Genomic DNA, 23,475 nt, shown 5'->3' on the forward strand with positions numbered 1-23,475 from the left:
GTCATGTATTATACGCATGACTCTTTTTTAAATGGATCGAATAACGGTATTCCCTTACTTCTCCTTAATGCCGCTCCCCACTCTAATCCAATTTCTAAAAATAAATCTCGCATCGTACTATACAACAGTGCTCCAACATCTTTACGAATTTCTCCGTACTTATACGCTCTCACAACACTTTTCACCCTCCAAATTAAATTTCTACGCACTTCTTCATCAGCTAATATTCCCTCTAATACAGCACCTTGTTCTAGTAATCCGCTCTTTTTATAAGCAAGTTCCACCTTACTCCAAAATATATTAATCTTCTTCGGATTACTCGTCATCGGTATGAGCGCGTATATAAAAGGCTTCGGTATATCGTGACGACAATACGTTTCATCAAGCTCGTACGTTACTTTTCTTTTCTCTTTTATTTGTGGAATGTTTTTAGAAAGAATTGTTTCCCCCTCATTTTTTTGCTCATTTCCACTACAGCCATCTGCACGATCATCACTTTCACATGCGGACATCTTCATACGGTCATCCATGCGGTCAATCGCAGATTTAAGAAATACATATAAGTTTGCACTATATCCGCCGCGCTTATATCTTTCTTTTGTCGCAACACGCTTTATAATTCCAAGCTCCTCTAACTTCGCAATCGAGCGGCGTACCGTACGAATACTCTTTCCAACATTTGTAGCAATTGTCTCCATTAACGGACAAGCAACCCCCACTGTTTTTTGTTTCTCATTCACCGCATACTTTCCTAAAAAATGAATAATGATAGAATCCGTTTTATTCAATTGAAATCGATAGCACTTCAAAACTTGTTTTTGATATACATTAAACTCTTCTTTACTTCGAAATTCACTATATGGTTTCATTAAATTATATAAGCTTCCCATTTTTATCACCTCATTTATAGGTAAGAGTCAGGAAGAGCAATTGGCGTGATATTTAATATTTTTTATTGGAGATGAAAATATGATTGTAATTAGCGCTTGTTTAGGTGGCATTGCTTGTCGTTATGACGGCAACGATAATCTCGTTTCAAAAATAGAAGAGTTATTACAAAGGGAAGACACCACCCTCGTTTGCCCCGAAGTATTGGGCGGTTTACCTACACCTCGTCCTTCGGCTGAAATTATTGGTGGTAATGGTGATGACGTTTTAGACGGGACAGCAAAAGTGATAACGAAAGAAGGCCAAGATGTCACGGAGGCTTTCGTGCTTGGTGCTTATAAAGCATTAGAACAAATAAAAGGTTTAAACCCAGAATATATTATTTTAAAAGAACGCAGTCCATCTTGTGGTAGTTCTACTATTTACACAGGAGAATTTAATGGCAATAAACAAATCGGTTATGGGGTCACAACGGCTTTATTTAAAAGACATGGATTTAAAGTCATTTCAGAAGAGGATTTTGAGAACGAAAAAAGGAATTGACCCTGTTCGTCAATTCCTTTTCTATCTTTCTTATTTCACACCTAATTTTTCTTTCACTTTCGTAGGAAGCTCGTCCTTTTTCACTTCTTCCCAAGCAGTTACACCTTTTTTATCTGAGTGGAATACACGCAAGAATGCTTCTTTACGAAGGTTTTTCACAGCTGTAAATTCTAATTCTTTCTCTTTACCTTCTTTATCAAATCCAGTTAACTTATACTCGAATGATTTGTGCGGCTGACCATTATCAGCTTTTTCATTCTTTTCGATTCCATCAGTAGTAATTTGAACGTAGTACTCATCTTTACCCATACGGTTTAAATCACAGCCAACTAATAGACTTGCAAATACAACTAAAATACTAAAAAGTGCAATATACCTTTTCATTTCCTTCACCTCATGTGTTTTTCTTATATTGTTATCTTAAAGCCTAAGCTTTAAAGAAGAAATTCAAAAACATGACATGAACATTACACTTTTGTAAGATAGTAAAAATCCGTATGTACAACCGTTTAAATATAATTATTTCTTCACTCTAGAAATTGGCCTTCCCCTTCATGTATCCTCTTTAGCCTTCTTCTTGCATATATTCACTATCTTTGTCCTGCTCTTTTTCTTTTTAACGGCAAAAGAAAAGACCTTCCTAACGATTTGATTTCATCGCTAAGAAGGTCTTTATATGCAACCTACCCATTCAATTTCCATTTAGCATAACGGAATAAAAAAACTTAGCACTCTTCCGGCTTACCAGCATTCGACGATGTACGGAAAGATGATCCGCATCCACATGATGCAATTGCGTTTGGATTATCAATTGTGAATCCGCCGCCAAGCATAGATTGCTTATAGTCAACTTTCACTCCTTTAACAATCGGAGCACTTTCTTTATCGATAACAAATTCAACACCGAAAAACTCAAGAACTGTGTCGTCTTCCTTTGGTTCTACTTCAAATCCTAAGCCGTAAGAAAGACCACTACATCCGCCGCCATGTACAGCAAGGCGCACGTACTTCTCTCCATCTTCAGCATCTTTTAACATATCTTTAATTTGAAAAGCTGCTTGTTCTGTTACTTCAATCATGAAATACACCATCCTTTCTGTTCTCATTCTATTATACATCTTTACGCTTCTATCTTGTACTCATACACTCCGCGGCAAATTATTTCCGCAGGTCCTTTCATTAATACATTTCCTTCTTTTGTCCATGCGATCATTAAATCGCCGCCTGCTAAGTGAACTGTAATTTCTTTATCGTGTTCCATTTTTCCATTTAAAATTGCCGCAACGACAGCTGCGCATGCTCCTGTCCCGCAAGCTTGTGTTACACCAGATCCACGTTCCCAAACGCGGAAATTCATCTCTTCATCATTCAAAATCTCGATAAATTCAACATTCACTCGCTCTGGGAACATTTCATGCGTCTCAAGAACCGGTCCTAACGTTGTAAGAGGCGCTTTTTCTACATCATCAACAAAAATAACCGCGTGCGGATTCCCCATTGAAACAGCTGTAAATGCATAACGGTGATTATTGTATAAGAAGTTTTCACGAATAAATGGTGTTTCTCCTTCACCAAGCATCGGTATCTCTTCACGTGTTAAACGAGGTGCCCCCATGTCGATTTTCGCTAATGTAACTTTGTCATCTTCTACCGTTACTTCTGCCGTAACAATACCAGCTAACGTTTCAATTGTGAAAACTTTACCTTCTACTAGTTTATGCTCATACGCATATTTCGCTACGCAGCGTAAACCATTTCCACAGCTCTTTCCTTCTGAACCATCGTTATTAAACATGCGCATTTTTACCGGTGCCATGTCAGAAGGACAAATTAAAATCATTCCATCTGCACCAATACCAGTATTAATATTTGAAACCTTCTCCGCTACAAGTGCTAAATCTTCTTCTCTAATTTGTTCCTCAAACATATTTACATATATATAACTATTTCCAAGACCATGCATTTTTGTAAAAGAAAATTGGCTCATTTTTATTCACTCCAAAAATAATTTATTATTTCAAGTATAAAATGCATGCTTTTAGAACACAATACGAATGTCCCCCCTTTCTCATATTTGACAGTATTTTGGCAATAAGCCGTTCTTACACAAATCGCGTAAGAAAAAAGCCCTTCTAAAAGGGCCTTTTTTTTCGAAATAAACACTCCTAATAAATGAAAAAAGAAAAACGTTGCCTGTTTGCAACGCTTTAAAACATTGGATTTTCATCCATATAATCATATACATTATTTACAAGTTCTTCTACTGTTGCACCTTGTACAACTTCACCATTTACAAGTGCAAATGGACCTTCAAAACAAATGCCACAATACCCTAAACACCCATATTCCATGACATCTAAATTAGGATCTTTTTCTAATTTTTCTAAAGCCGCTTGCGAACCGCTTGCAAGGTTACCTACACAAAATTCGATTAATGGTTTAATCAAAACTCTCCCCCCTGTATCTCTAAACAAATTACCATTTACTTTAGCAGGCATGAAGTGCATACCTAATTTGCGAAACGGATAAGTAACCCTTTGTTACCATTCCACTTTATTTATAAGAAGAAAACTAAGCTGTTTCTTGTTGTTTTCGTTATATATTCTAAACTATTTAGTTACTTCACTATTTCACTTCACAATAGATAGTCTTCCTTATATAACATACTACTCATAATGAAATAGTAAATAGTAACTAGAAAATGAAAACAGTTTACTTTACTTTTCTTCTTATTGTACAACAGAGTATTCATTCATGCATTGTTATTTGTTCACAAATTCGATATAATTTGATTGTGTAAAGTCAAAATATTTTATTAATATAAAATTGTATGATTAGGGGATATTTCAACAGAAAAGGGGTAATCCATCATGAAACACCTCGTAATACTGGGTGGGGGCTACGGTGGAATGAGAATTCTGCAGCGGCTACTTCCAAGCAATCAACTTCCAAATGATGTACAAGTGACATTAATCGACAAAGTACCATATCATTGCTTCAAAACTGAATATTATGCGTTAGTTGCGGGTACAATTTCAGAAACGCATATTCGTATACCGTTTCCTGAACACCCACGCCTCAATATTCAATACGGCACAATAACAAATATTGATCTCGAAGAAAAGGCTGTTCATCTCGATGGCGGCGAAGCAATCCCATATGATGATTTAATTATCGGACTTGGGTGCGAAGATAAATATCACAACGTTCCTGGGGCGAAGGAATATACACATAGCCTACAATCAATTGAACAAACACGTAAGACATATGAACAATTAAATAGCTTAGAACCAAATGCAACAGTAGCTGTCGTTGGGGCTGGTTTAAGCGGCGTTGAAGTGGCAAGTGAACTTCGTGAGAGCCGTTCAGATTTAAAAATCTATTTATTTGATCGAAAAGATAGAATTTTATTCCCGTATCCAGAGAAATTAAGTAGATACGTAGAAGAATGGTTTGTAAAACATAAAGTTACCATTATACGAAACTCTAACATTACAAAAGTGGAACCAAACATTGTATACAACCATGATGAACCACTTGAATGTGATGCAATCGTATGGACAGCTGGTATTCAAGCAAATGAAGTTGTTCGAAACCTTCCAGTTGAACAAGATGGTAGCGGACGGGTTGTTTTAACTAAATATCACAATATTCCAAATAACGAGCACGTTTATGTTGTAGGAGATTGTGCAGCACTTCCACACGCACCATCTGCTCAACTTGCTGAAGGTCAAGGAGAACAAATTGTCCAAATATTATTAAAACGTTGGAATAACGAACCACTTCCTGATGAACTTCCTGTTATTAAATTAAAAGGTGTCCTCGGTTCTCTCGGTAAAAAACACGGATTTGGTTTACTAGCAAACCAACCATTAATGGGGCGTGTACCGAGATTATTAAAATCCGGTCTTCTTTGGATGTACAAATATCATAAGGGTTAATACTTTAAGGGCTGTCTACTATGTAGTCAGCCTTTTCACGTCTATTTAGAAAGGAGCAATTTATGTTTATATTAAAAGACATCAAATATAAAGATATTCTACACATTCCTTACTTACAAATTCAACAAGAAAAAATAACTTGTATTATCGGTGAAAGTGGTAGCGGAAAAAGCACATTACTTCGTATGTTAAACGATTTACAATCGCCAACATCTGGCACAATTGAATATAACGGAAAATCTATTTTAGATTATCCTCCCATTCAATTACGCCGTGAAGTTGTCATGCTCGGACAAACTCCGCCTATTTTTGATGGAACAATTAAAGATAATTTATTAATGGGACTTCGATTTTCTGAAAAGCCATTTCCAAATGACGATGCCCTGCGGGACGCATTAACGACTGTTAGTCTAGATAAAAAATTAGAAGATAACGCCTCTTCTTTATCAGGTGGCGAAAAACAAAGACTTGCTTTCGCTCGCATTATACTAATGGATCCGCCCGTCTATTTATTAGATGAACCAACTTCGGCACTAGATGGTGATACAGAACGCCGCGTTATGAAACAATTCACTCTACTAGCAAGAGAAAAGAAAAAAACAGTTATCTTCATTACACACTCACAGCAACTTCCGGAAGAAATTGCAGACGATATTATTGAAATTAGTAAAACAAACGGTGCAACTAGAAAGGAAGTGCTATCAATTGAAGGGCGTTATTGAATTACAAATTTGGCAACTTGCAGCTGCATATATTTTCATCCTTATTTTAATTGGGCTTGTGAAATTAAAAGGAATACCACGTGAGAAACAAATTACAATTGCTACATTACGTATGACGATTCAACTTGTACTAGTCGCCTATGTTCTTACATACATATTTGAAAATAGTAATCCGTTTTATACAATAGCTCTCATTACTTCTATTACTACATTTGCAATTTTTAATATTTATAAACGAATTAATATTCCAATGTCAAAAGAATTAAAACGAGTAGCCGCCCTCTCCATGATTGCTGGATCAATTGGCCCTCTTCTACTATTTATCTTTGTCATTATCGGGCACGATCCTTGGTATGCTCCGCAGTATATCGTTCCTATTGCCGGCATGCTAATCGGTAACGCTATGACAGGTATTTGCCTCGGGGCAAATACCTTTTTAAGCAGTATGAAATCACAAAGAGATCATATCGAAGGTGCACTTATGCTCGGCGCAACACCGAAAGAAGCAGCTGCTCCGCTCATTCGGGATGCTTTCGATTCTGCTATTTTACCAACAATTAATTCTATGGTCGGAATGGGAATTATAAGTCTTCCCGGCATGATGACAGGACAAATTTTATCCGGTGTATCACCATTTACAGCTATTCAATATCAAATTGCGATTATACTTGGCATTTCTGGAAGTACAGCTTTCTCTGTTATTATCTTCTTACAGCTCGGGTATAAAACGTTCTTTAATAAGCGGTGTCAGTTGAAAGAAGTTGAAGTACAATCATAAACTAAGTGTTGCGCGCCGAGGTAAATGAAATTATATCAACGATTCTATTAGAAATATCGATTTACCGACAAAAACTGACAATAAAAAAAGAGGAGGCTACTCGCCTCCTCTTTTTATTTACTTACGCCTTCTTAACGAACTGTGATTTTAACTTCATAGCTCCGAAACCGTCGATTTTGCAATCAATATCGTGATCTCCCTCAACTAGACGGATACTCTTTACTTTCGTACCAATCTTCACAACTGAAGAAGTTCCTTTTACTTTTAAATCTTTAATTACAGTAACAGCATCGCCATCTTGAAGAACGTTTCCGTTCGCATCTTTTACAACTTTTGCACCATCATTATTTTCAGCTTCCGCTTCTTGGCCCCACTCATGGGCACATTCTGGACATACGAAAAGAGCGCCATCCTCATACGTATATTCTGAATTACATTTTGGACAATTTGGTAAAGTAGCCATAAATCTATTTCCTCCGTTCATTATTTATACGTAAAAATCAAATCGGATTTTTACATGTCGATAAATAAAATTTGTATAGCATTTCTTTATACTGCCATAGTCTCACGTTATTGACAAGCCTACCTCAAATTCTCATTTTTTATTGTATTTTACAAAATTTCAATTAGTATGGCGTTTTGTATTCACATTTTTCGTTAATTAACTTATTCGACATGTACTTCTTCCATCCAACTACTTGTCTTAGATTTCACTACTATTAAGTGCTCATTTTCCCATTTTAGTTTGCCTAAAAATCTGGAGTAGACTACTTCATTCCCTACTTCTTCTACGAGTAATTTATTTACCACTCTTAGCCCTTTATCGTTATACACTTCACACATTAGCTGAAATCCTTCCGAACGATGAATTCCTTTTAATATGGCCGTTTTCTTTCGGCTTGGGCTCTTCTTCGGTGTTTTATCCACTAAAAATACAATCTCGTAATTCTCTTTCTCTATTTCCTGAAGCGCTTCATTCACATACTTTTTAATCAATTCTAATGATATTTTTGAATATTTTTCAATAGCTGGTACAACATAGAGGTGAACCAACTCACAAAAATGCTTATATTTCTCCTCAACTGATTCCAGATTTAAAAATTGCATATAATCATAAGGAACGAATATACAAATCTCCCACAAATCTTCACATAATTCATAAGAAATATCTTTATTAGGATTGGCTAGACAGTATATATCAATATTTTCTACAGTTTCTAATCCAAGATCCAATCTACTTAATTCCTTTGAGAAAATCAATTCAAAAATTCTCATTTCATTTAATCGATTATAATGTTTTTTAGGACGTTTCTTAGCCCAATCATAAAAATGGACATCTATCATATTACCTTTTCCTCCTAACATATAAAAAGAAGAACCTTCACAAGATTCTTCCTTTCCAAATAAACGAGTTTCTCTCTAGAAAAACCACATATTTTCTTCAACGTAAATTTGATACTCTTCTGCTTCTTCTTCACTTAACTTTTTATTATTTAAATAAATTTCTTGCCATTCAAAGTAATCATCATTTAAATATACAGCGAATTTAATTTTCACATTTTTCTTTTCTTCATAATCATAACCAGTAAATTCTACTACGTCATAATCTTTTTCTTTTTTAACGTACTTCCAATTTGGTTTGTCTGTGATAGACTCTAAAGCCTCTCCTTCAAGACTTAAGCGAACAACGTTTTTAATATTAGATTCAGTCGGTAAATGTGCTAAACCGAAACTTATCACGCCAAATACCGCAATTACTATTGCTTGTAAACCAATCATAAGCCCGATATGAGCGCCGCCTTTTGATTGTAAATAATACTCTTTCTTATAATCAGGCACATCTTCTGCCTTATGTAAAATACGGATAACATGCTTATAATACAATCGATTCCCTTGCCATCCAGTAAACAGCATCGTCCCCACATATATTATAAAATCTATCCACATTGGTATATCAATAAAAGTAGCTGTAATTAAAGTAGGTACCGCTAATAACGTAAGTATAATAAATAACTGATACATTTTACGATAAGCTAACCAAAAGTGCGGGAAGATAAATGCTACCCAATTCCACGTATTTTCTTTCTCGGGATTGTTCACTTGTCCCCACTTAAAATCGTAATATGCTGTATTCTTTTGAACACCTTTATGTAGTTCTTGCTGGGAGATGGTTTCTTGTAAAACAGTTTCCTTCACGTACATCATCCTTCTCTTATTTCGATATAATTTTATTGTATATGCACAAATCGAAGGAATCTAACAAAAAGTACATATATTTCACAAAAATGAACGGAAATCGAAAATATTCCGACAATTATCGGTTTCATATTTCATTTTACTTTTAAATATATTAAAATACTTATGAATGATGCATTTAATACACTAAGTTAAACATTTTACATATTTTATAATAAAAAATGTTTCACATGAAACTTCCCATATTTCGTATTATTTTTCTATCATTTTCGATTAGGTTCAAATGTGGGCTTCATATGAAAAAACTAGTAGAAAACACAATTTGTTTTCTACTAGTTTTTTATCACAGTTCTACATATTTAGTCCCCTTTTATATCCTCCCTACAACTCCCAAGTAATATTCATTTCTTCAAACGACTCTTTACTCTCTTCCAACCCTTCGCTATCATTTGTTCCAATCATCGCTACCTCCTCTTTAGACAACGTAATTTCCTCGGTTGGATTTTGAATTTTTCTCTCATACACTAATTGTAAAAGATCGATTTGTTCCTCTGTCAGTTCATACTCTTCTTCCAACCTTTCAATTGCTGATTTCGTATCAAGCATTGGGATTTCTAATAAGAATCCACCGTTCTCTTCCATCTCTTCAAATGAATCGATTGAATATGCACCGTTATCATCAATCCAAAATGCTGTCGTAATGAAAAGCACTGTTTCCCCCTCTACCTCTTCTAGTAAGTATTGGAGTGCTTCCTCTTTAGCAATGTCTACTACTTCCGAAGGCGCCCCTTCAAAATAATTTGCCGCATCAATCCACTCGTCAATTCGCTCACTATTCACATCTTGAAGACATACGATTGTGTACTTCGGATGAAAGGTAATTGTACCTCTTCCGCCTTGACTATCTTGCACACTATAGTTAAAATCATCCCACGAACTTTCATGTGAGAAATCAGGAGCATGTGCTACAAAAATTGCATCTGCAATCGATCTTAAAATACATCCTTTCCATAGTTGTTCTTTACTTATATGAAAGTTATATTTACTCATTCTCTTCCCCCGTATATATATGTTTTTTAATATTGTCTTTCGACTTCTCATTTCTTGTAAAGTACTTTTTCATTATATAAAAATAGTAAAAGCACCCTTCATACAAAGGATGCTTTTACTATTCACCTACCACTTCTTCCTGCACTCTTCAATCACACACAGCAAATACCTCTTCGTCATATCAGCCCGCCTCCAAATAGAGAGCTTGCGCTTTCCCTTTGGATTATTTCGCATTCGCTCTACCTCTTTTAATAAAGGCTCCCATTCTTTCGCTGAACGTTCTAATAAGTATTGTAATCCTCTATCTTTTGAAACGATTGTTTTATGATCTAACGTATATAAAATACGTCCCATCGTAACGACAGCTGATTCTACCCATTCTTCTATGAAAAATAAATAAGGACGCTTCGCTTTTTCAAGCCAGTAATGTTCTACGTTATATTTCATTGTATTTACTACATCGTCCCATTTTATTTGAAAGGGAAGGTCTTCTGCTTCTTTCCCGATAACTGTAATGCCTTGGTTTTTCAATGTCCACCATGTTACCGCGTTAATATCCCAATGACCAATATCAGCCTTACCATCTGCACAATACACGTACTCATTGATTTCATGATTGTATTTCCCTAAGTCATCAAGCGGAATATACATACCGTCCATTCTTTTACCTAACGTACTTTTCCTAATTTTTTTATGCAGTTCTATAATTTGCTGTTTTTCAGCTTCATTCACGGAATCACTTATTACCGTAACAAAATCAACATCGCTCGTTTCTATATGAAATGCTCCTAGCGCGATGGATCCGTAAATATATACCCCCACTATTTTTTCATCTAAAAAAATTTCTTTTAATTCTACTATGTACTGCTCCATTAATTGCTTTACTTCTTCTGGTAAAGCATGTTTTATTCCATTCTCCACATCTATCCCTCCATTAAAAAAAGCCTTCGCAAATTCGCAAAGGCTTCCTGTTTTATAAATATTTCTCGATTTCTTCGTAAACATCCTTCAAACGAGGATTTCCTTCTCCAACAATTTCTCCATTCACAAGAACGACTGGATAAAATAAATCTTCCTCCACTACTCGCTCTGCGAATGCTTTTTTATCCTCATCTTCTTGTTCTTCTTGAAAATCAATATAATCAAACTGAAATTTATTTTCTTGTCCTTCATATTTACGACCAATCGCCGCTTGTAACCACTCAAACGTTTCTGTTGAAGATGGCATTCCAACGCAACTCGCACAAATCACTTTCGTCCCATACACTTGCACATTAACCATTTCTTCTCCCCCACTTCTTGCTCTAACAGTATATTCAGATACCTTAGTACATAAGCACATCATTTTACAAACTTATTCCATACCCCTATACTGAAAAAACACGTTGTACACATGATAAAATATTTCGACAATAAAACAAGAACAGAAAAAATAGATTTTCCCCTCTATCTTGATTATAATAAAACTGATGAAAGGAGTCGATAAAAATGGAAAACCCACATATGCAAGAACAAGTACTAGAAGTATTAGATAAATTACGTCCATTCTTACTTCGCGATGGCGGAGACGTTGAATTAGTAGACATTGAAGAAGGTATCGTAAAATTACGCCTTATGGGTGCATGCGGAAGCTGCCCAAGTTCTACAATCACACTAAAAGCTGGTATCGAACGCGCACTACTTGAAGAAGTACCAGGCGTTATTGAAGTAGAACAAGTATTTTAATCTAAAAGCGGAAGCGGCTCGTTCAAAGCTACTTCTAAGAAAAGAGACCATATTTGGTCTCTTTTTTTGTACACAAACAAAACATACTCCCCTACACTATTAACATCATAAAACAAAATTGGAAATCCTTCTCAAAAAATGCGATAATTAATATATAGTGAATCGTTCACACATATAAAGCGAAAAACATAGGGGGACGACGTATGCCAAAAATAGGGAGTACTTTTGTAACAATTCAAGAATTAGAACAGAAAAAAGAATATTTATTAAGTCTTTCACCCGCTATACCGACATGGAATACGAGCTATCAATTTTTATTTAAAGAAATACAACAAGAATTATTAAAAAAGGTAAATGAAAAAATTGAAAGACACCACATTATTTTAACTATATGTACAGATCAAAAAGTAGGAGCATAGCTTCTTATTATATAAAGATGGACACGGGTATCTGTTGTGGTATAAAAAAGAGACCTCAATTGGCCTCTTTTTTATACTTTTAAGATAGCCAATCTAGTTTCCTAATGCCTAACTTATCAACAGGTAAACGAAATGACTCGTAAAAATGATTCATAAATTGCTCAGTGCGCTTCACATCATGTAAAATGATTTCTAAACGGGCTCTATATATGCCTTTTTGTTCTTCGTTTCCTGTTTGATAATATCGTTCAACCGTTTCAAAGTAGTGAAGCGGGAACAGAAGCCTTGCGAATAATAAGCGCCAACCAAATGAAGAGAGCGAATAATTACGTTCATAATCTGTAATGAATTGAACTACCGTTTGCTCCCAATCTTTCTTTTTCTCTATCATCATATAGCGAATACATTCTGCTATATCCCTACTTGGGTGATCATATACCCAATCAAAAGGAAGTTTTAAGCGCTTCGTTTGATGCCATAATAGAGGTGTAAATCGTTCTTGGCAAATTGTTGCTGCGTCAGTTATTTGTGGTGTATCGTCCATTTCTGTATCGACAACATATTGAATTGCATTTTCTGCAACTCCTAAGTAATACGGGAAGGATTCAATAAACAATTGATCGAATACGTCTGAAGGATGGTTCATCACTTGTGATTGCCAAAATTTCTCTAATTGATCGAGCCTTTTTTCCCATAATGCTTTCCATTCACCAATGCGGCTTAATTGCTCAACTTCTTCTGGAAAGAATGCACCACGTTTATGGAAGATAGAAAGCTCGCTTCCTAATGATGTAGCATGTCGCTCTAACATACGCATACCTTTTAATAAGCAGTAATTTTTTTCTTCTATCTCACTTACATGGTAGCCGTGTATAGTCGGAACGAAAGTCGCAACAGTTATATCCCCTTGCTGGTTCATATAATCACTGAGCTTTTTCATCTCTACAAGTACTTCTTCCTCCATTTCTCCAATTGGAACAAGTACATAAATTTTGTTGCGAATCCAAAAGCTTTTATAGGGGCCAAGGGGGATTAATTCTTTAACATGCATGTGATAATGCTCATAAATATGCTGAATCATCGCAGTCGCCACCTATGGTTTTTCTTTATATATATGAGCTTGTGCTCGCCTTTCATTCCTATGCACATGATAAAGCAACGAAACGTATACAAATACTAAAAAGAAAAAAAGGTGATAAACATGAAAGACTCAAATCAACTACAAGAAAGAGCATTACAACTATTACAAGAACGCGGTGTAACAATTGACGATATTGCTGATCTTGTTCATTTTCTTCAAAAGAAATACCATGCAAATTTAGAGATGTCAGAATGTCGCTATAACGTTGAGCGTGTACTATCAAAACGAGAAGTACAAAACGCACTTATTACAGGCATTGAACTTGATGTCCTTGCTGAAAAAGGACTATTAAGTCAACCGTTACAAGATATCGTAAAACGCGATGAAGGACTATATGGAATCGATGAAGTCATCGCACTTTCAATCGTTAACGTATATGGGTCAATTGGCTTCACGAACTTTGGATATATCGATAAATTAAAACCAGGTATTTTAGAATACTTAAATGATAAATCAACTGGAAAGGTGCACACATTCCTTGATGATATCGTTGGTGGAATCGCTGCCGCTGCTTCAAGCCGTTTAGCGCACCGTGCTGAGCATTCAGAGTAACGTGTCTAGGCCGTCAGTTTCATACTGACGGCCTTTCATATTCCATCAGCATAAACTCTCTTCCACGGATCCAAAAAACAGGTCCTACTTGAAATCCAATGTTTTTATATAGCCTAATCGCTCTCTTATTGAATGTCGCTACACTCAGTCGAAACATTTTCGAATTCAATTCCTCAGTAGCAAATGCTATTCCCGCTTGAAAAAATATTTCCCCCATCCCTTTCCCTGTCAAATCCGGCTTCATTCCAAGTCCGATATCTACAACATCTTCTCCCGCATATAAATTGGCATCTCTTCCGCCTGGAACTTGTGCATTTTCTCCAAAACAAAAATAGCCGATAAATTCTCCCTTCTCATCACAACAACCGTAATACGTCCCATCTAGCAACTCTTCTATTACTTCAGCATCTCCTGAAAAGCTATATAAATTGTACGGTTCCTCATACGTCCACATATTTATCTCATTCGCTTCTTCCTCTGTTAATTTATGTATTTCCATTCCTCTCGCTCCTCATCAAATATTCTATATATATTTACTCATTCATTTTTCACATTCACTTTCCCTCTAATTACAATATGCATAATTGCATGCGCACACCCATTTAAAAAATGCTAAAATTTATTTGAATCGCTGTTGTTACACTTCTTGATTAAGAAAGACCGTTAACCGGAAAATTAACGTCTTATCAAATTCAAGCAATTGGCACATGTTGTCATCATGAAAGATACTCGAAAGAGTGTCTTTTTTTCTATACCTGAGAAGGACCTGCTCATTTACAAAATAAATGCATAAATTAATATAACTCTTAAACACATTATTCCCTTTCTATACGTGCGGTGTTCGTTGCGACAGATTCGGATAGTAAAAAGCACTCCAGCCAGAGTGCTTTTTACTTTCAAACAAGGAGGTTACATATATGGATAGTACTCTTGTATTTAACTTTGGAATTGGTATTGTCATCATTTTATTCGTCTTCTTTGTACTTTGTATGAGCGGAGTATAGTAATCTTTTATGCTGATAACTCCTTTAAAGTGTCACTCAATTTAAACTTTCTTAATTGTAATGAAGCAATCATTGCTGCTCCTGCTCCGAGTATAATGCTAGCTAGTGCCAATATTAAAACTTGATTATACGGAATGATAATAACCGTTAACTCTAAGCTTGATAACACAATATAACTAAATACAATTCCACCTAAAACCCCAATACAACCAGCTATCGCTCCAAGTAAAGTGCCCTCTAATAAAACAATCCGTCTCATTTGCTTCGGAATAGCTCCTACCGCACGAATCATACTAATTTCAGCACGTCTTTCATGTAAACTTGCAACAATTGCATTCATTAGTCCTATACCTGAAATAATAAAAACGATTACAACTAATAAGCGAATTAACATCATCATTTGCGATAATAACTGCTCCTGCTCTTTCAATAAATCATAGCTGTTAATAACCTCTACGTTATCTTTATTATTTGTAATTTGTTTTACTTGTTTCTTAATCTCTTCAAATGATTGATTAGAATTTGTCATAATTTGAATCGCTTCATATCCTTGTACATGAAACTTATCTCGGGCCCATTGTTCATTCACAAAAATATCTGATCCTCTTAGCCTTAATCCTTGCTCAATAATCGAAACGACTTTAATCGTTTGTTTTTCTTTCCCTTTCCCTTGTACTTCAATCGTATCATGTAACTGAATCCCTAAATTTTTAGCCGTTTCTTTCGTAACGACTCCTTCACCATCTTGTAATGGCTTATTTAAATTTTCCCCTGAAATCACTTTTGCCTTCGTTACTTTCTGATACGCTACAATATCATTACCTATAACTTCCATTGAGTCATAGTTAAGATTATTTTTTTTCACATGTTCATACCATTCTTGATTAGCTTTTTTAAAGTCATAATTTATAAGTTTTGCTGTGAAATCAGTAGCATTCCCTACACTTGCTTCTACACCGTCAACTTTTTTAATCTTCTCCATCCAACTAAACGGTAGAACCTCAATTCCTTGCGACTCCATCGGTACACGTACTACTAAATCCGCTGGTAAATGCTTTTGTAATCCTTTCTTCGTACCTTCATACATAGAGTTTACATACATTGTTCCAACAAGTGCTAACATAAAACCAAATGCTAATATAGCAACTGAAACAGCAGCCTTATTACGATAACGAATTACATTTCGACTACTAATCGTCGTTTCAATTCGAAATATCATTTGCAAAGGTTTCGCAATAACTGGCGCTATTATACGAATAAATAGCGGAATCGCAAATAACAAACCAACTGCAAATAAAAGTGCTCCAATCGCACTTGGATTAAAACCGACATACTGTTCTAATACGTTACCCGCTAGTCCAATGACAGTACCAATGATTAAAATGCTACAACTAAAAACACTCCATCTTTTTTCTTTTTTCTCATTACTAGGAAGACCTGGCCTGAGTGCTTGAACTGGAGGAATCTTTCTGACCATAAAAGCTGGTATAATCGCTCCTATGACAGACATAATAATACCTAATAAAAACGTAATGAGTAAAATCTCACCTGAAATGGAGAATGACTCTTGCCCTGTGCTCTCGACATTCACCCACTTATTAATGAAAGATGCCGCAATTGTGTGCGTACTCGCTCCAAGAATAATACCTGCCAGGGATCCAATTGCTCCAATGCATAAAGCCTCTAATAAAACGACCAATATGATTTGATTTGGATTACTACCAAGCGCACGCAGTAACGCCCATTGCTTAAATCGACTTCTAACAGATAAGAAAAAGCTTCCCATTATTAAAAGTGCTACAACAAATAAGGCAATACCACCTAAACTAAAAATCAATGGCTTCATCACATTTAGTCGTTCAAACGCCTTATCTACATATGTACGTTGATCTACCTTTATATTTTCAAGCTTCTTATTTACATCAAGAGCAATTGCCCTTTTCACATTTACATCCTGTGCTTTCACTTGAACGAGATTGAATTGATTTTGTAGATTCAGTTCTTTTTGAAGCCAACTAATTGGAAAATAAGAACCATGCCCCATTGCCGCCATTAAAGGTGGATTCAAAATCCCGACAACTTTAACAGTCTTTTCTCCATGCGGCGGAAACGGCAGTTTGATCATATCTCCTACACGTATATTTTCACGGTCTGTATACCCTTTTGTCAGCGCTACTTCAGCACCTTCTTTCGGATATCGTCCTTCTGCAACTTTATAAGAACGCATTTCTGGAGAATCTTGCTCAACCCCCCAATAAGATGGCTTTCCTGATAGCTCTTTATAATTTGGTAAAGGATACGGTATAAGTACTTTTGATATTTTTTCAGCGTTTTCTAAGCCATCTATCCCTTTTAAACTTTCATTATTTAAATACATATCATTTTTTATATATCCAAATTGCAAATTATAATCTCCATAACGACTTACTACTTGTTCCTTCACACTTTGCTCGACTGATTGATTACCTAGTAATAACATAGTCGCTAACATAACACCTAACGCTGCTCCAAGGGCAATCAACATATTTCCTAACCAATTTTGTTTCATTGATTTCACCGCATACTTAATTACCCAGCGCATCACCTTTACCTCCTACTTTAAAGTGATGATTCATAATTTCTTGAATGTGAGTAACTTGCTGCTGAATATTACGGAATTTCCATCCTTTACTCTCTGCATGTTCGTGAATCACTTCACCATCTAGTAAGAAAACAACTTTATCTGCATGGGCTGCTACGAATGGATCGTGCGTTACAATGACAGCTGTTTGTCCTAATTCATCACATGCATTACGAAGGGCCGCGATTATATTTTTGCTATTTTCTGAATCTAATGCCCCTGTTGGTTCATCCGCTAATATAATGGCTGGCTCATTTGCAAAAGCTCTTGCTATCGCAACCCTTTGCTGTTGCCCACCTGATAACTGTGCTGGTAAATGCTTTTCTTTTCCTTTCAATCCAACGAGCTCTAATAAACGATTTGCTGTCACCGTTGCCTTCTTTTGCGAAACATTATCTAATAGTAAAGGCAGACCTACATTTTCCTCCGCATTAAACACTGGAATTAAATTAAACTGTTGAAAAATAAAACCGATTTTATGCCTTCTAAATAAAGCGAGCTCTTTTTCTTTTAATGTTGAAATCTCCGTACCATCAACTCGAATACTACCTACTGATGGAATATCTAATCCACCTAACAACTGAAGTAAGGTCGTTTTACCCGATCCACTTGCCCCCATAATACAAACAAAATCTCCTTTTTGAATTTGAAGATTAATATCTTTTAAGATTTTTACTTTACTATCCCCAATATCAAACGATTTTTCTAACCTTTCAATTTCAATAATATTCATCCCTATATCCCCTTCTCTTTCTATTTACCAATCTATATATTCTATTCGAAATGAAAATTTCCTACTATTTTGTATTTTTTTGTCATATACTAACATTTATATTAACCGGCAGTAAGTGCCCGATTAGTGTGAGCAAATAATCAGTGCGGGATGGACACCCCCCACCGATTAAAATTTCACTTTATTTCTCACGTCAGAAAAATTGACTCTCGTAAAAAAAGTAACCATAATAGTTACACGAATATATAAAAACTATTCACATATCCACAATTAGGAGGAAGAACAATGAAACATGTAATCGTTTATACACACCCGAATACAGAAAGCTTCAATCATGCAATTTTAGAAACTGTAAAAAGTGAATTAGAAGGAAAAGGTCATGAAGTACGCGTTCGTGATTTATACGAATTAAACTTCAATCCAGTATTAGGTGCTTCCGATTTCATCTCATTTTCTCAAGGAAATACACCAGAAGATATTAAAGAAGAACAAGAGCATATCTCTTGGGCTGATAGTATTACATTCATTTACCCAGTTTGGTGGGCTGGTCTTCCTGCTATTTTAAAAGGATACGTTGACCGTGTATTTAGCCACGGCTTCGCTTATGCTTACAGTGAGAATGGTATTGAAAAGTTATTAAGCGGAAAAAAGGGATTGTTATTATCTACGATGGGAAATTCGAAAGAAGTATACACAGCAGGCGGTATGTTTGATGCAATGAAAAAAACAACTGATGCTGGTATTTTTGAATTTACGGGCATTGAAACAATTGAGCATACATTCTATACAAGTGTTCCTTCTGTAGATGACAGTGTACGTAAACAATATCTTGAAGAAGTTAAAGACGTAGTGAATCGTGCGTTTTAATAAAAAAACTCCGGTTATAATGAACTGTACCCTATAAAATGGACAGTTTAATAAAAAAGCCCTGAAAAATCAAGCACTTAAAAGGTGATTCCGATATTCGATCGGAGCCATCTTTTTTAATGTCCACTGATAACGATTATAATTATACTCCTCCATATAATCCTTTATGTTGAGCTCAAGGGATTCAAAGGTTTGACAATCTTTATAATCTAATTCATCTTTCATATGACCAAAAAAGGATTCCATTGGTGCATTGTCTAAACAATTGCCCCTACGGGACATAGATTGTCTGATCCCCATTTCTCTTACACGTTTCTGAAATTCAGGGTGTGTATAATGAATACCTTGGTCTGAATGTAGAAGCGCTTCAGGATGAATGACTTCTCCTAATCTCTCTTTCAAGTTATCTAATGTTTGATAGACGATATCCATTCGTAAAGAGGAAGAGACATGATAGGCTAAAATCTCTCGTGTTGCGCTGTCTTTTACACATGATAAATAAGCCTTCTTTCCTTTTCCATAAAATAAATAGGTAATATCCGTTAACATACTTTTTTCAGGCTCTTCTTGATTGAATTGGCGTTTTAAAAGGTTCGGACATGTTTTATGTTCTTGTGTCGCTTTTGCGATGTGTTTATAAGGATTCGCTCGGCGAATCTTTGTCACAAGGTTATATTTACGCATAATACGGTAAATACGCTTGAGATTCATACAAATTCCTTTTGTCTTTTCCAACACCATTTTGATAGAACGACCACCACATGTTTTCCCTTTTCGATTAAAAATTTCTTGGATCCATTCATAATCTGTTTCATCATTGCGTTCTTTTTCCAGCTGTTTATCTGTCTGATGAAGCCACGCATAGTATCCACTCCGACTTACCCCAGTCAGTGTGCAAAGGTAACGCACCATACGTGGGAATTGGAATCGACGTATGGTTTGTTCAATCAGTGTGTATGTTTCTCGTGGTGTTAACGCTTCTTCTGTAACGCCTGCCTTTCGAGTTCGTCTAACTTTTTTAGGAATGTCAATTCCGCTTCTAAAAACGCAATACGTGCTTCCGCTTTCTTTAATTTTTCATCAGAAGAGAGGGGTTTTTCCGAAGGGCGTCCCGTGCTTCCTTTCCCACGGCGTTCTGTATAAAAGCCTTCCTCACCAAATTGTTCAAAGGTTCTTCGCCAACGTTTCAAGCATTGTTTTGGCTTCTTCTCACCAATCACAGCTAAGTCAAACCCATTCTCTAAAAAGATTTGGCTAGGACCTTTTCCTTGTTGATTTTCTTTTACCGCTCTTACTTTGAAATCTGAACAATAGCTAATCGAACGGTCCGACGCTTTTAATACATTTTTATTTTTTTCTAGCTGTTTCATTTGAATTTCGTTAAAAATAATTTTACTCATTCTCCGTACCTCATTTCTATCGTTGGTTCCATTATAACGAGGTTTTTTGATAAAAATACACAAAAACCCCGAATCATGGGGCTTTTTTTAAGTGTCCATGATTCGGGGTACAGTTCATAACAACCGGAGTTTTTATTTCATTATCAATTTCGGGATATATCTTTGAAGAATGCTTTCTAATTCATTCATATCTTCCTGTCTAATAAGTAAATTTACATTGTCATTCATTTTTTCTCGCCCGCGATATAAAAATATATTTTCTTTTGGATTTTCCCATGTTGATGTTTTATAGCCTTTTAATTCTTCGTATGAATAAAAGTTCAATCCGTCTATTACACCTTTTTCATATATTTGTATACTTTTAATAAGATGGATAGCTATTAAAGTCATAAAACAACTTGCTACAGCATGAATACCTAACTGAACGAGAAACTGTTCAACTGTACCAATATCACCACTTATGTACTGAGCATATATATATATACATTGCCCGATGAAGTACGCTGGTCCAAGTAATGCAATCCAACGTCGCTTCACCCGAGGATATGTTGCAATAAGTTTTCCAGCACTTTTTTTCATATCATTTATTTTATATATCTTCCATAGAACAAAGAACAAAACACATAATGTAAAAATAAACATAATACATGACATCCAGTACACTCTTATTCCCTCCCTTTCATATCATTACATGTAAATTTTACATTTTATATCCCTATAGTACATATGCAATTGTGCATAAAAAAACAGGCAACCGCTCCGGTTACCTGCCTTTCATTACATCTTCTCAATCCACTCCGTCAAGTTATGCACAACTTGCGTCGGTTGTACTTCATATTCTGTTAACTTCTCCACAGTTGTTACTCCAGTGTGGACAATAAGGGTATGCATACCAGCATTTATCCCCGCTAAAATATCTGTATCGTAGTTATCCCCAACCATTAATGCTTCTTCTTTTTCTATGCCAAGCACTTTTAACGCTTGTTCCATAATGATTGATTCTGGTTTTCCAATAAAGATTGGATCCACACCTGTTGATACTGCTACAACTGATGTTAATGAACCGTTACCCGGTAATAATCCGCGCTCGGTCGGAATTGCGATATCCCCATTTGTTGAAATAAACGTTGCACCGTTACGCACAGCAAGACATGCTTTTGCTAACTTTTCATATGTGATATCGCGATCTAAACCAACAACGACGAAATCAGGATTTTCATCCACAATTTCAAATCCTTTTTCCACAAGAGCAGCATGTAAGCCCTCTTCACCAATCATATATACAGTTGCATCTTGTTTACGCTCATAAATAAAGTTCGCTGTAGCCATGCTCGTTGTGAATACTTGCTCCGCTTTCGCTGGAATATCGAAACGAACAAGTTTTTCTGCAACTTGTTCTGGTTTACGAGTTGAGTTATTTGTAACGAATAAATATGGAATACCACGTTCTCCTAATGCTTTTACGAAGTCGCTTGCTTCTTCAATTTGTTCTTCTCCGCGATACATCGTACCGTCTAAGTCAATTAAATAACCTTTATACATCTATTTGTCTCTCCTTCTATGCTAACGTTCTCACCTATCATACCACTCTTATATTAACCCCTTTTTCAAAAGAAAAAAACGCTTTACCCTAAAGCGTCCCATAACGTTCATTTTTTCTCTTTTATTTGATACGAACAATTACAATCGCCCACGCACATGTTCGTTAACGTTTTCACATTTGCACCTGTAAATAACCGCTTGTACATATCTTTTTCATCTTCACACACTTGCGGGAATTTCTCCGCTATTTCCTTTAACGGACAGTTTTGCTTTTCAAGTATGAAAGAGCGCTCCCCATCTCTCTTTATTTGAACCATATAACCATTTTTCTCTTGCATAGCAGCTATTTCCTGTACTTTATACGCTAAATTACTTTGATTACTTATCTTCTTTTGCAACTGCTCTTCCATTCGTTTCGTTCTCGCTTGTAAAACGTAACGAAGCATTTTTTCATCGCCCATTCGAGCTAAATCATCTAGTATTTCAATAGCAAACTGCTTATATTCTTTCGGGAATGTATCTTCTCCCTTTTGACTTAATCCATACAAATATGTTGGTCGTCCAACATGCTGCCTTACCATCTTTGAATAAATTAGCTCATCTTTCTCAAGATTACTTAAATGCCTTCGAATTGCCATTTCCGTAATTTCTAAAGCTTCGGCTAATTCTGCTACAGTATGCTCGCCCTTTACCTTCAACAATTGTACAATCTCTTCTTTCGTCGTACGTGCTTGCCCCATAACTCGCCCTTCTCCCTTTTCTCATATACAATATAAGATCCCCAAAGGAATCCCCGGGGATCTTATAAGCACAATTATTCTGGTACAAATGCAGATACAGGCCCTAATTCCTTTTCTAAATAACTGTGAATATTCGCTGGGTATTTCTCTACCACGGCGATATGTTTTTGAATCGTCTTATATAATTCATCATGATTCATTTGAATATAATCTTGCGTAAGCATTTTTCGAAGAAGAATAATTTCTTTAATATGCGCTCCCTCTTCTCCACTTATAACTCTCTCGTCCATTAAAATATCAATAATATCTTCGTAACTTCCTGGATCGCGCATAATAAATCCATCAATCATCGCATTCCCTACATCTAATATACAATCGATAATAAGATGCGCCATGCGCTCTAATGCGTAAAATTCAAACTCGGTTTCATATGTCTTTTTCTCTTGAAATGTATTTGTTGCTCGTTCTAAACATACTAGCATTTGTTCTATTTTCTTTCTGTCTACGAAGTACATGAATGTCACCTACCTGGAAATTAAAGCATTTACATTTTAATTGTAACGCTTTCTTCTGAAAAAATCGACAATTTTTCGAATTCACCTTTTCCTCGTTAT

Annotated in this window: 28 protein-coding genes; 8 read left to right on the top strand and 20 right to left on the bottom strand. The window is 35.7% G+C overall.

The features are described 5' to 3' along the window. Nucleotides 1-8: 8 nt before the first annotated feature. The gene (locus MHI07_RS23245) at nucleotides 9-890 is read right to left on the bottom strand and encodes a helix-turn-helix domain-containing protein (RefSeq protein ID WP_078181315.1); all 882 of its coding nucleotides are present in this window, start codon (nucleotides 888-890) and stop codon (nucleotides 9-11) included. Between the two features lie 79 nt (nucleotides 891-969). On the opposite strand from MHI07_RS23245, the gene MHI07_RS23250 reads away from it, so the two are divergent. Further along, nucleotides 970-1,431, top strand: a complete 462-nt coding sequence (locus MHI07_RS23250; RefSeq protein ID WP_340826552.1) for a DUF523 domain-containing protein — start codon at nucleotides 970-972, stop codon at nucleotides 1,429-1,431. Nucleotides 1,432-1,461: 30 nt separating this feature from the next. Here the strand turns inward: MHI07_RS23250 and MHI07_RS23255 are convergent, their stop codons facing one another. The 4 genes from MHI07_RS23255 to MHI07_RS23270 all read right to left on the bottom strand — a co-directional run bounded on the left by MHI07_RS23255 (nucleotide 1,462) and on the right by MHI07_RS23270 (nucleotide 3,878). Further along, the gene (locus MHI07_RS23255; RefSeq protein ID WP_340826553.1) at nucleotides 1,462-1,815 is read right to left on the bottom strand and encodes a YxeA family protein; all 354 of its coding nucleotides are present in this window, start codon (nucleotides 1,813-1,815) and stop codon (nucleotides 1,462-1,464) included. 341 nt (nucleotides 1,816-2,156) lie between these two features. Next, complete coding sequence (locus MHI07_RS23260; protein WP_016106515.1) at nucleotides 2,157-2,510, bottom strand: HesB/IscA family protein; 354 nt, start codon at nucleotides 2,508-2,510, stop codon at nucleotides 2,157-2,159. Between the two features lie 41 nt (nucleotides 2,511-2,551). Further along, nucleotides 2,552-3,418, bottom strand: a complete 867-nt coding sequence (dapF, locus tag MHI07_RS23265; protein ID WP_340826555.1) for a diaminopimelate epimerase — start codon at nucleotides 3,416-3,418, stop codon at nucleotides 2,552-2,554. 220 nt (nucleotides 3,419-3,638) lie between these two features. Then, nucleotides 3,639-3,878, bottom strand: coding sequence for a YuzB family protein (locus MHI07_RS23270; protein ID WP_002015892.1), 240 nt, complete (start codon nucleotides 3,876-3,878; stop codon nucleotides 3,639-3,641). Nucleotides 3,879-4,301: 423 nt separating this feature from the next. On the opposite strand from MHI07_RS23270, the gene MHI07_RS23275 reads away from it, so the two are divergent. The 3 genes from MHI07_RS23275 to MHI07_RS23285 all read left to right on the top strand — a co-directional run bounded on the left by MHI07_RS23275 (nucleotide 4,302) and on the right by MHI07_RS23285 (nucleotide 6,872). Beyond that, nucleotides 4,302-5,372 (top strand): NAD(P)/FAD-dependent oxidoreductase, encoded by a 1,071-nt coding sequence (locus MHI07_RS23275; RefSeq protein ID WP_002160022.1) that lies wholly within the window; start codon nucleotides 4,302-4,304, stop codon nucleotides 5,370-5,372. A gap of 62 nt (nucleotides 5,373-5,434) precedes the next feature. Further along, a complete protein-coding gene (locus MHI07_RS23280; protein WP_002112619.1) occupies nucleotides 5,435-6,094 on the top strand; it encodes an ABC transporter ATP-binding protein in 660 nt (219 codons plus the stop codon). Further along, nucleotides 6,078-6,872 carry an ABC transporter permease gene (locus MHI07_RS23285; RefSeq protein WP_078173462.1) on the top strand — a complete coding sequence of 265 codons (795 nt, stop codon included), beginning with the start codon at nucleotides 6,078-6,080 and terminating at the stop codon, nucleotides 6,870-6,872. The genes MHI07_RS23280 and MHI07_RS23285 overlap by 17 nt, the downstream gene beginning before the upstream one ends. A 121-nt stretch (nucleotides 6,873-6,993) precedes the next feature. Here MHI07_RS23285 and phnA read toward each other — a convergent pair whose 3' ends face one another. The 6 genes from phnA to MHI07_RS23315 form a co-directional block, all read right to left on the bottom strand. Further along, the gene (phnA, locus tag MHI07_RS23290; RefSeq protein WP_002112620.1) at nucleotides 6,994-7,335 is read right to left on the bottom strand and encodes an alkylphosphonate utilization operon protein PhnA; all 342 of its coding nucleotides are present in this window, start codon (nucleotides 7,333-7,335) and stop codon (nucleotides 6,994-6,996) included. 203 nt (nucleotides 7,336-7,538) lie between these two features. Continuing rightward, on the bottom strand, nucleotides 7,539-8,216 hold the full coding sequence (locus MHI07_RS23295) for a hypothetical protein (RefSeq protein WP_340826918.1): 678 nt from the start codon (nucleotides 8,214-8,216) through the stop codon (nucleotides 7,539-7,541). Nucleotides 8,217-8,291: 75 nt separating this feature from the next. Then, nucleotides 8,292-9,077, bottom strand: coding sequence for a DUF2628 domain-containing protein (locus MHI07_RS23300; RefSeq protein WP_165762453.1), 786 nt, complete (start codon nucleotides 9,075-9,077; stop codon nucleotides 8,292-8,294). Between the two features lie 372 nt (nucleotides 9,078-9,449). Beyond that, on the bottom strand, nucleotides 9,450-10,118 hold the full coding sequence (locus tag MHI07_RS23305) for a hypothetical protein (RefSeq protein WP_340826556.1): 669 nt from the start codon (nucleotides 10,116-10,118) through the stop codon (nucleotides 9,450-9,452). Between the two features lie 126 nt (nucleotides 10,119-10,244). Further along, the gene (locus MHI07_RS23310; protein WP_215572158.1) at nucleotides 10,245-11,039 is read right to left on the bottom strand and encodes a nucleotidyltransferase domain-containing protein; all 795 of its coding nucleotides are present in this window, start codon (nucleotides 11,037-11,039) and stop codon (nucleotides 10,245-10,247) included. Nucleotides 11,040-11,091: 52 nt separating this feature from the next. Further along, nucleotides 11,092-11,400, bottom strand: coding sequence for a YuzD family protein (locus tag MHI07_RS23315; protein WP_002160015.1), 309 nt, complete (start codon nucleotides 11,398-11,400; stop codon nucleotides 11,092-11,094). 206 nt (nucleotides 11,401-11,606) lie between these two features. Between MHI07_RS23315 and MHI07_RS23320 the strand changes: the two genes are divergently transcribed. Both MHI07_RS23320 and MHI07_RS23325 read left to right on the top strand, forming a co-directional pair. Continuing rightward, the gene (locus tag MHI07_RS23320) at nucleotides 11,607-11,843 is read left to right on the top strand and encodes a NifU family protein (RefSeq protein ID WP_000431159.1); all 237 of its coding nucleotides are present in this window, start codon (nucleotides 11,607-11,609) and stop codon (nucleotides 11,841-11,843) included. 203 nt (nucleotides 11,844-12,046) lie between these two features. Further along, nucleotides 12,047-12,262: a carbonic anhydrase gene (locus MHI07_RS23325; RefSeq protein WP_070129118.1), complete on the top strand. Its 216-nt coding sequence runs from the start codon at nucleotides 12,047-12,049 to the stop codon at nucleotides 12,260-12,262. Nucleotides 12,263-12,341: 79 nt separating this feature from the next. Here MHI07_RS23325 and yutH read toward each other — a convergent pair whose 3' ends face one another. Then, complete coding sequence (gene yutH / locus MHI07_RS23330; protein ID WP_340826559.1) at nucleotides 12,342-13,343, bottom strand: spore coat putative kinase YutH; 1,002 nt, start codon at nucleotides 13,341-13,343, stop codon at nucleotides 12,342-12,344. Between the two features lie 120 nt (nucleotides 13,344-13,463). On the opposite strand from yutH, the gene MHI07_RS23335 reads away from it, so the two are divergent. Then, the gene (locus MHI07_RS23335) at nucleotides 13,464-13,955 is read left to right on the top strand and encodes a phosphatidylglycerophosphatase A family protein (RefSeq protein WP_078179370.1); all 492 of its coding nucleotides are present in this window, start codon (nucleotides 13,464-13,466) and stop codon (nucleotides 13,953-13,955) included. Between the two features lie 19 nt (nucleotides 13,956-13,974). Here the strand turns inward: MHI07_RS23335 and MHI07_RS23340 are convergent, their stop codons facing one another. From MHI07_RS23340 to MHI07_RS23350, 3 genes are all read right to left on the bottom strand, one after another. Continuing rightward, nucleotides 13,975-14,454, bottom strand: coding sequence for a GNAT family N-acetyltransferase (locus MHI07_RS23340; protein WP_340826560.1), 480 nt, complete (start codon nucleotides 14,452-14,454; stop codon nucleotides 13,975-13,977). Between the two features lie 512 nt (nucleotides 14,455-14,966). After that, entirely contained in the window at nucleotides 14,967-17,540 is a 2,574-nt protein-coding gene (locus MHI07_RS23345) for an FtsX-like permease family protein (protein ID WP_340826561.1), read from the bottom strand. Continuing rightward, the gene (locus MHI07_RS23350; RefSeq protein ID WP_340826562.1) at nucleotides 17,524-18,312 is read right to left on the bottom strand and encodes an ABC transporter ATP-binding protein; all 789 of its coding nucleotides are present in this window, start codon (nucleotides 18,310-18,312) and stop codon (nucleotides 17,524-17,526) included. Before MHI07_RS23350 ends, MHI07_RS23345 begins: the two co-directional genes overlap by 17 nt. Before the next feature lie 285 nt (nucleotides 18,313-18,597). Between MHI07_RS23350 and MHI07_RS23355 the strand changes: the two genes are divergently transcribed. Continuing rightward, nucleotides 18,598-19,179, top strand: coding sequence for an NAD(P)H-dependent oxidoreductase (locus MHI07_RS23355; protein ID WP_215569390.1), 582 nt, complete (start codon nucleotides 18,598-18,600; stop codon nucleotides 19,177-19,179). 69 nt (nucleotides 19,180-19,248) lie between these two features. Here the strand turns inward: MHI07_RS23355 and MHI07_RS23360 are convergent. The 5 genes from MHI07_RS23360 to MHI07_RS23380 form a co-directional block, all read right to left on the bottom strand. Further along, nucleotides 19,249-20,579, bottom strand: a protein-coding gene (locus MHI07_RS23360) for an IS3 family transposase (protein WP_340822743.1) whose coding sequence is annotated in 2 segments (ribosomal slippage) — nucleotides 19,249-20,192 and nucleotides 20,192-20,579 — 1,332 coding nt in all. Because the reading frame shifts where the segments join, the coding sequence is not laid out codon by codon here. A gap of 132 nt (nucleotides 20,580-20,711) precedes the next feature. Continuing rightward, nucleotides 20,712-21,242, bottom strand: a complete 531-nt coding sequence (locus MHI07_RS23365; RefSeq protein ID WP_340826563.1) for an iron ABC transporter substrate-binding protein — start codon at nucleotides 21,240-21,242, stop codon at nucleotides 20,712-20,714. A gap of 114 nt (nucleotides 21,243-21,356) precedes the next feature. After that, nucleotides 21,357-22,121: a TIGR01457 family HAD-type hydrolase gene (locus MHI07_RS23370; protein ID WP_002145071.1), complete on the bottom strand. Its 765-nt coding sequence runs from the start codon at nucleotides 22,119-22,121 to the stop codon at nucleotides 21,357-21,359. 107 nt (nucleotides 22,122-22,228) lie between these two features. After that, nucleotides 22,229-22,861 (bottom strand): helix-turn-helix transcriptional regulator, encoded by a 633-nt coding sequence (locus MHI07_RS23375; protein WP_131232287.1) that lies wholly within the window; start codon nucleotides 22,859-22,861, stop codon nucleotides 22,229-22,231. Nucleotides 22,862-22,935: 74 nt separating this feature from the next. Next, nucleotides 22,936-23,376 (bottom strand): DUF86 domain-containing protein, encoded by a 441-nt coding sequence (locus MHI07_RS23380; RefSeq protein ID WP_002015910.1) that lies wholly within the window; start codon nucleotides 23,374-23,376, stop codon nucleotides 22,936-22,938. Nucleotides 23,377-23,475: the final 99 nt, after the last annotated feature.

The sequence above is a fragment of the Bacillus sp. FSL H8-0545 genome, assembly GCF_038006105.1.
Classification (GTDB): Bacteria; Bacillota; Bacilli; order Bacillales; family Bacillaceae_G; genus Bacillus_A; species Bacillus_A cereus_U.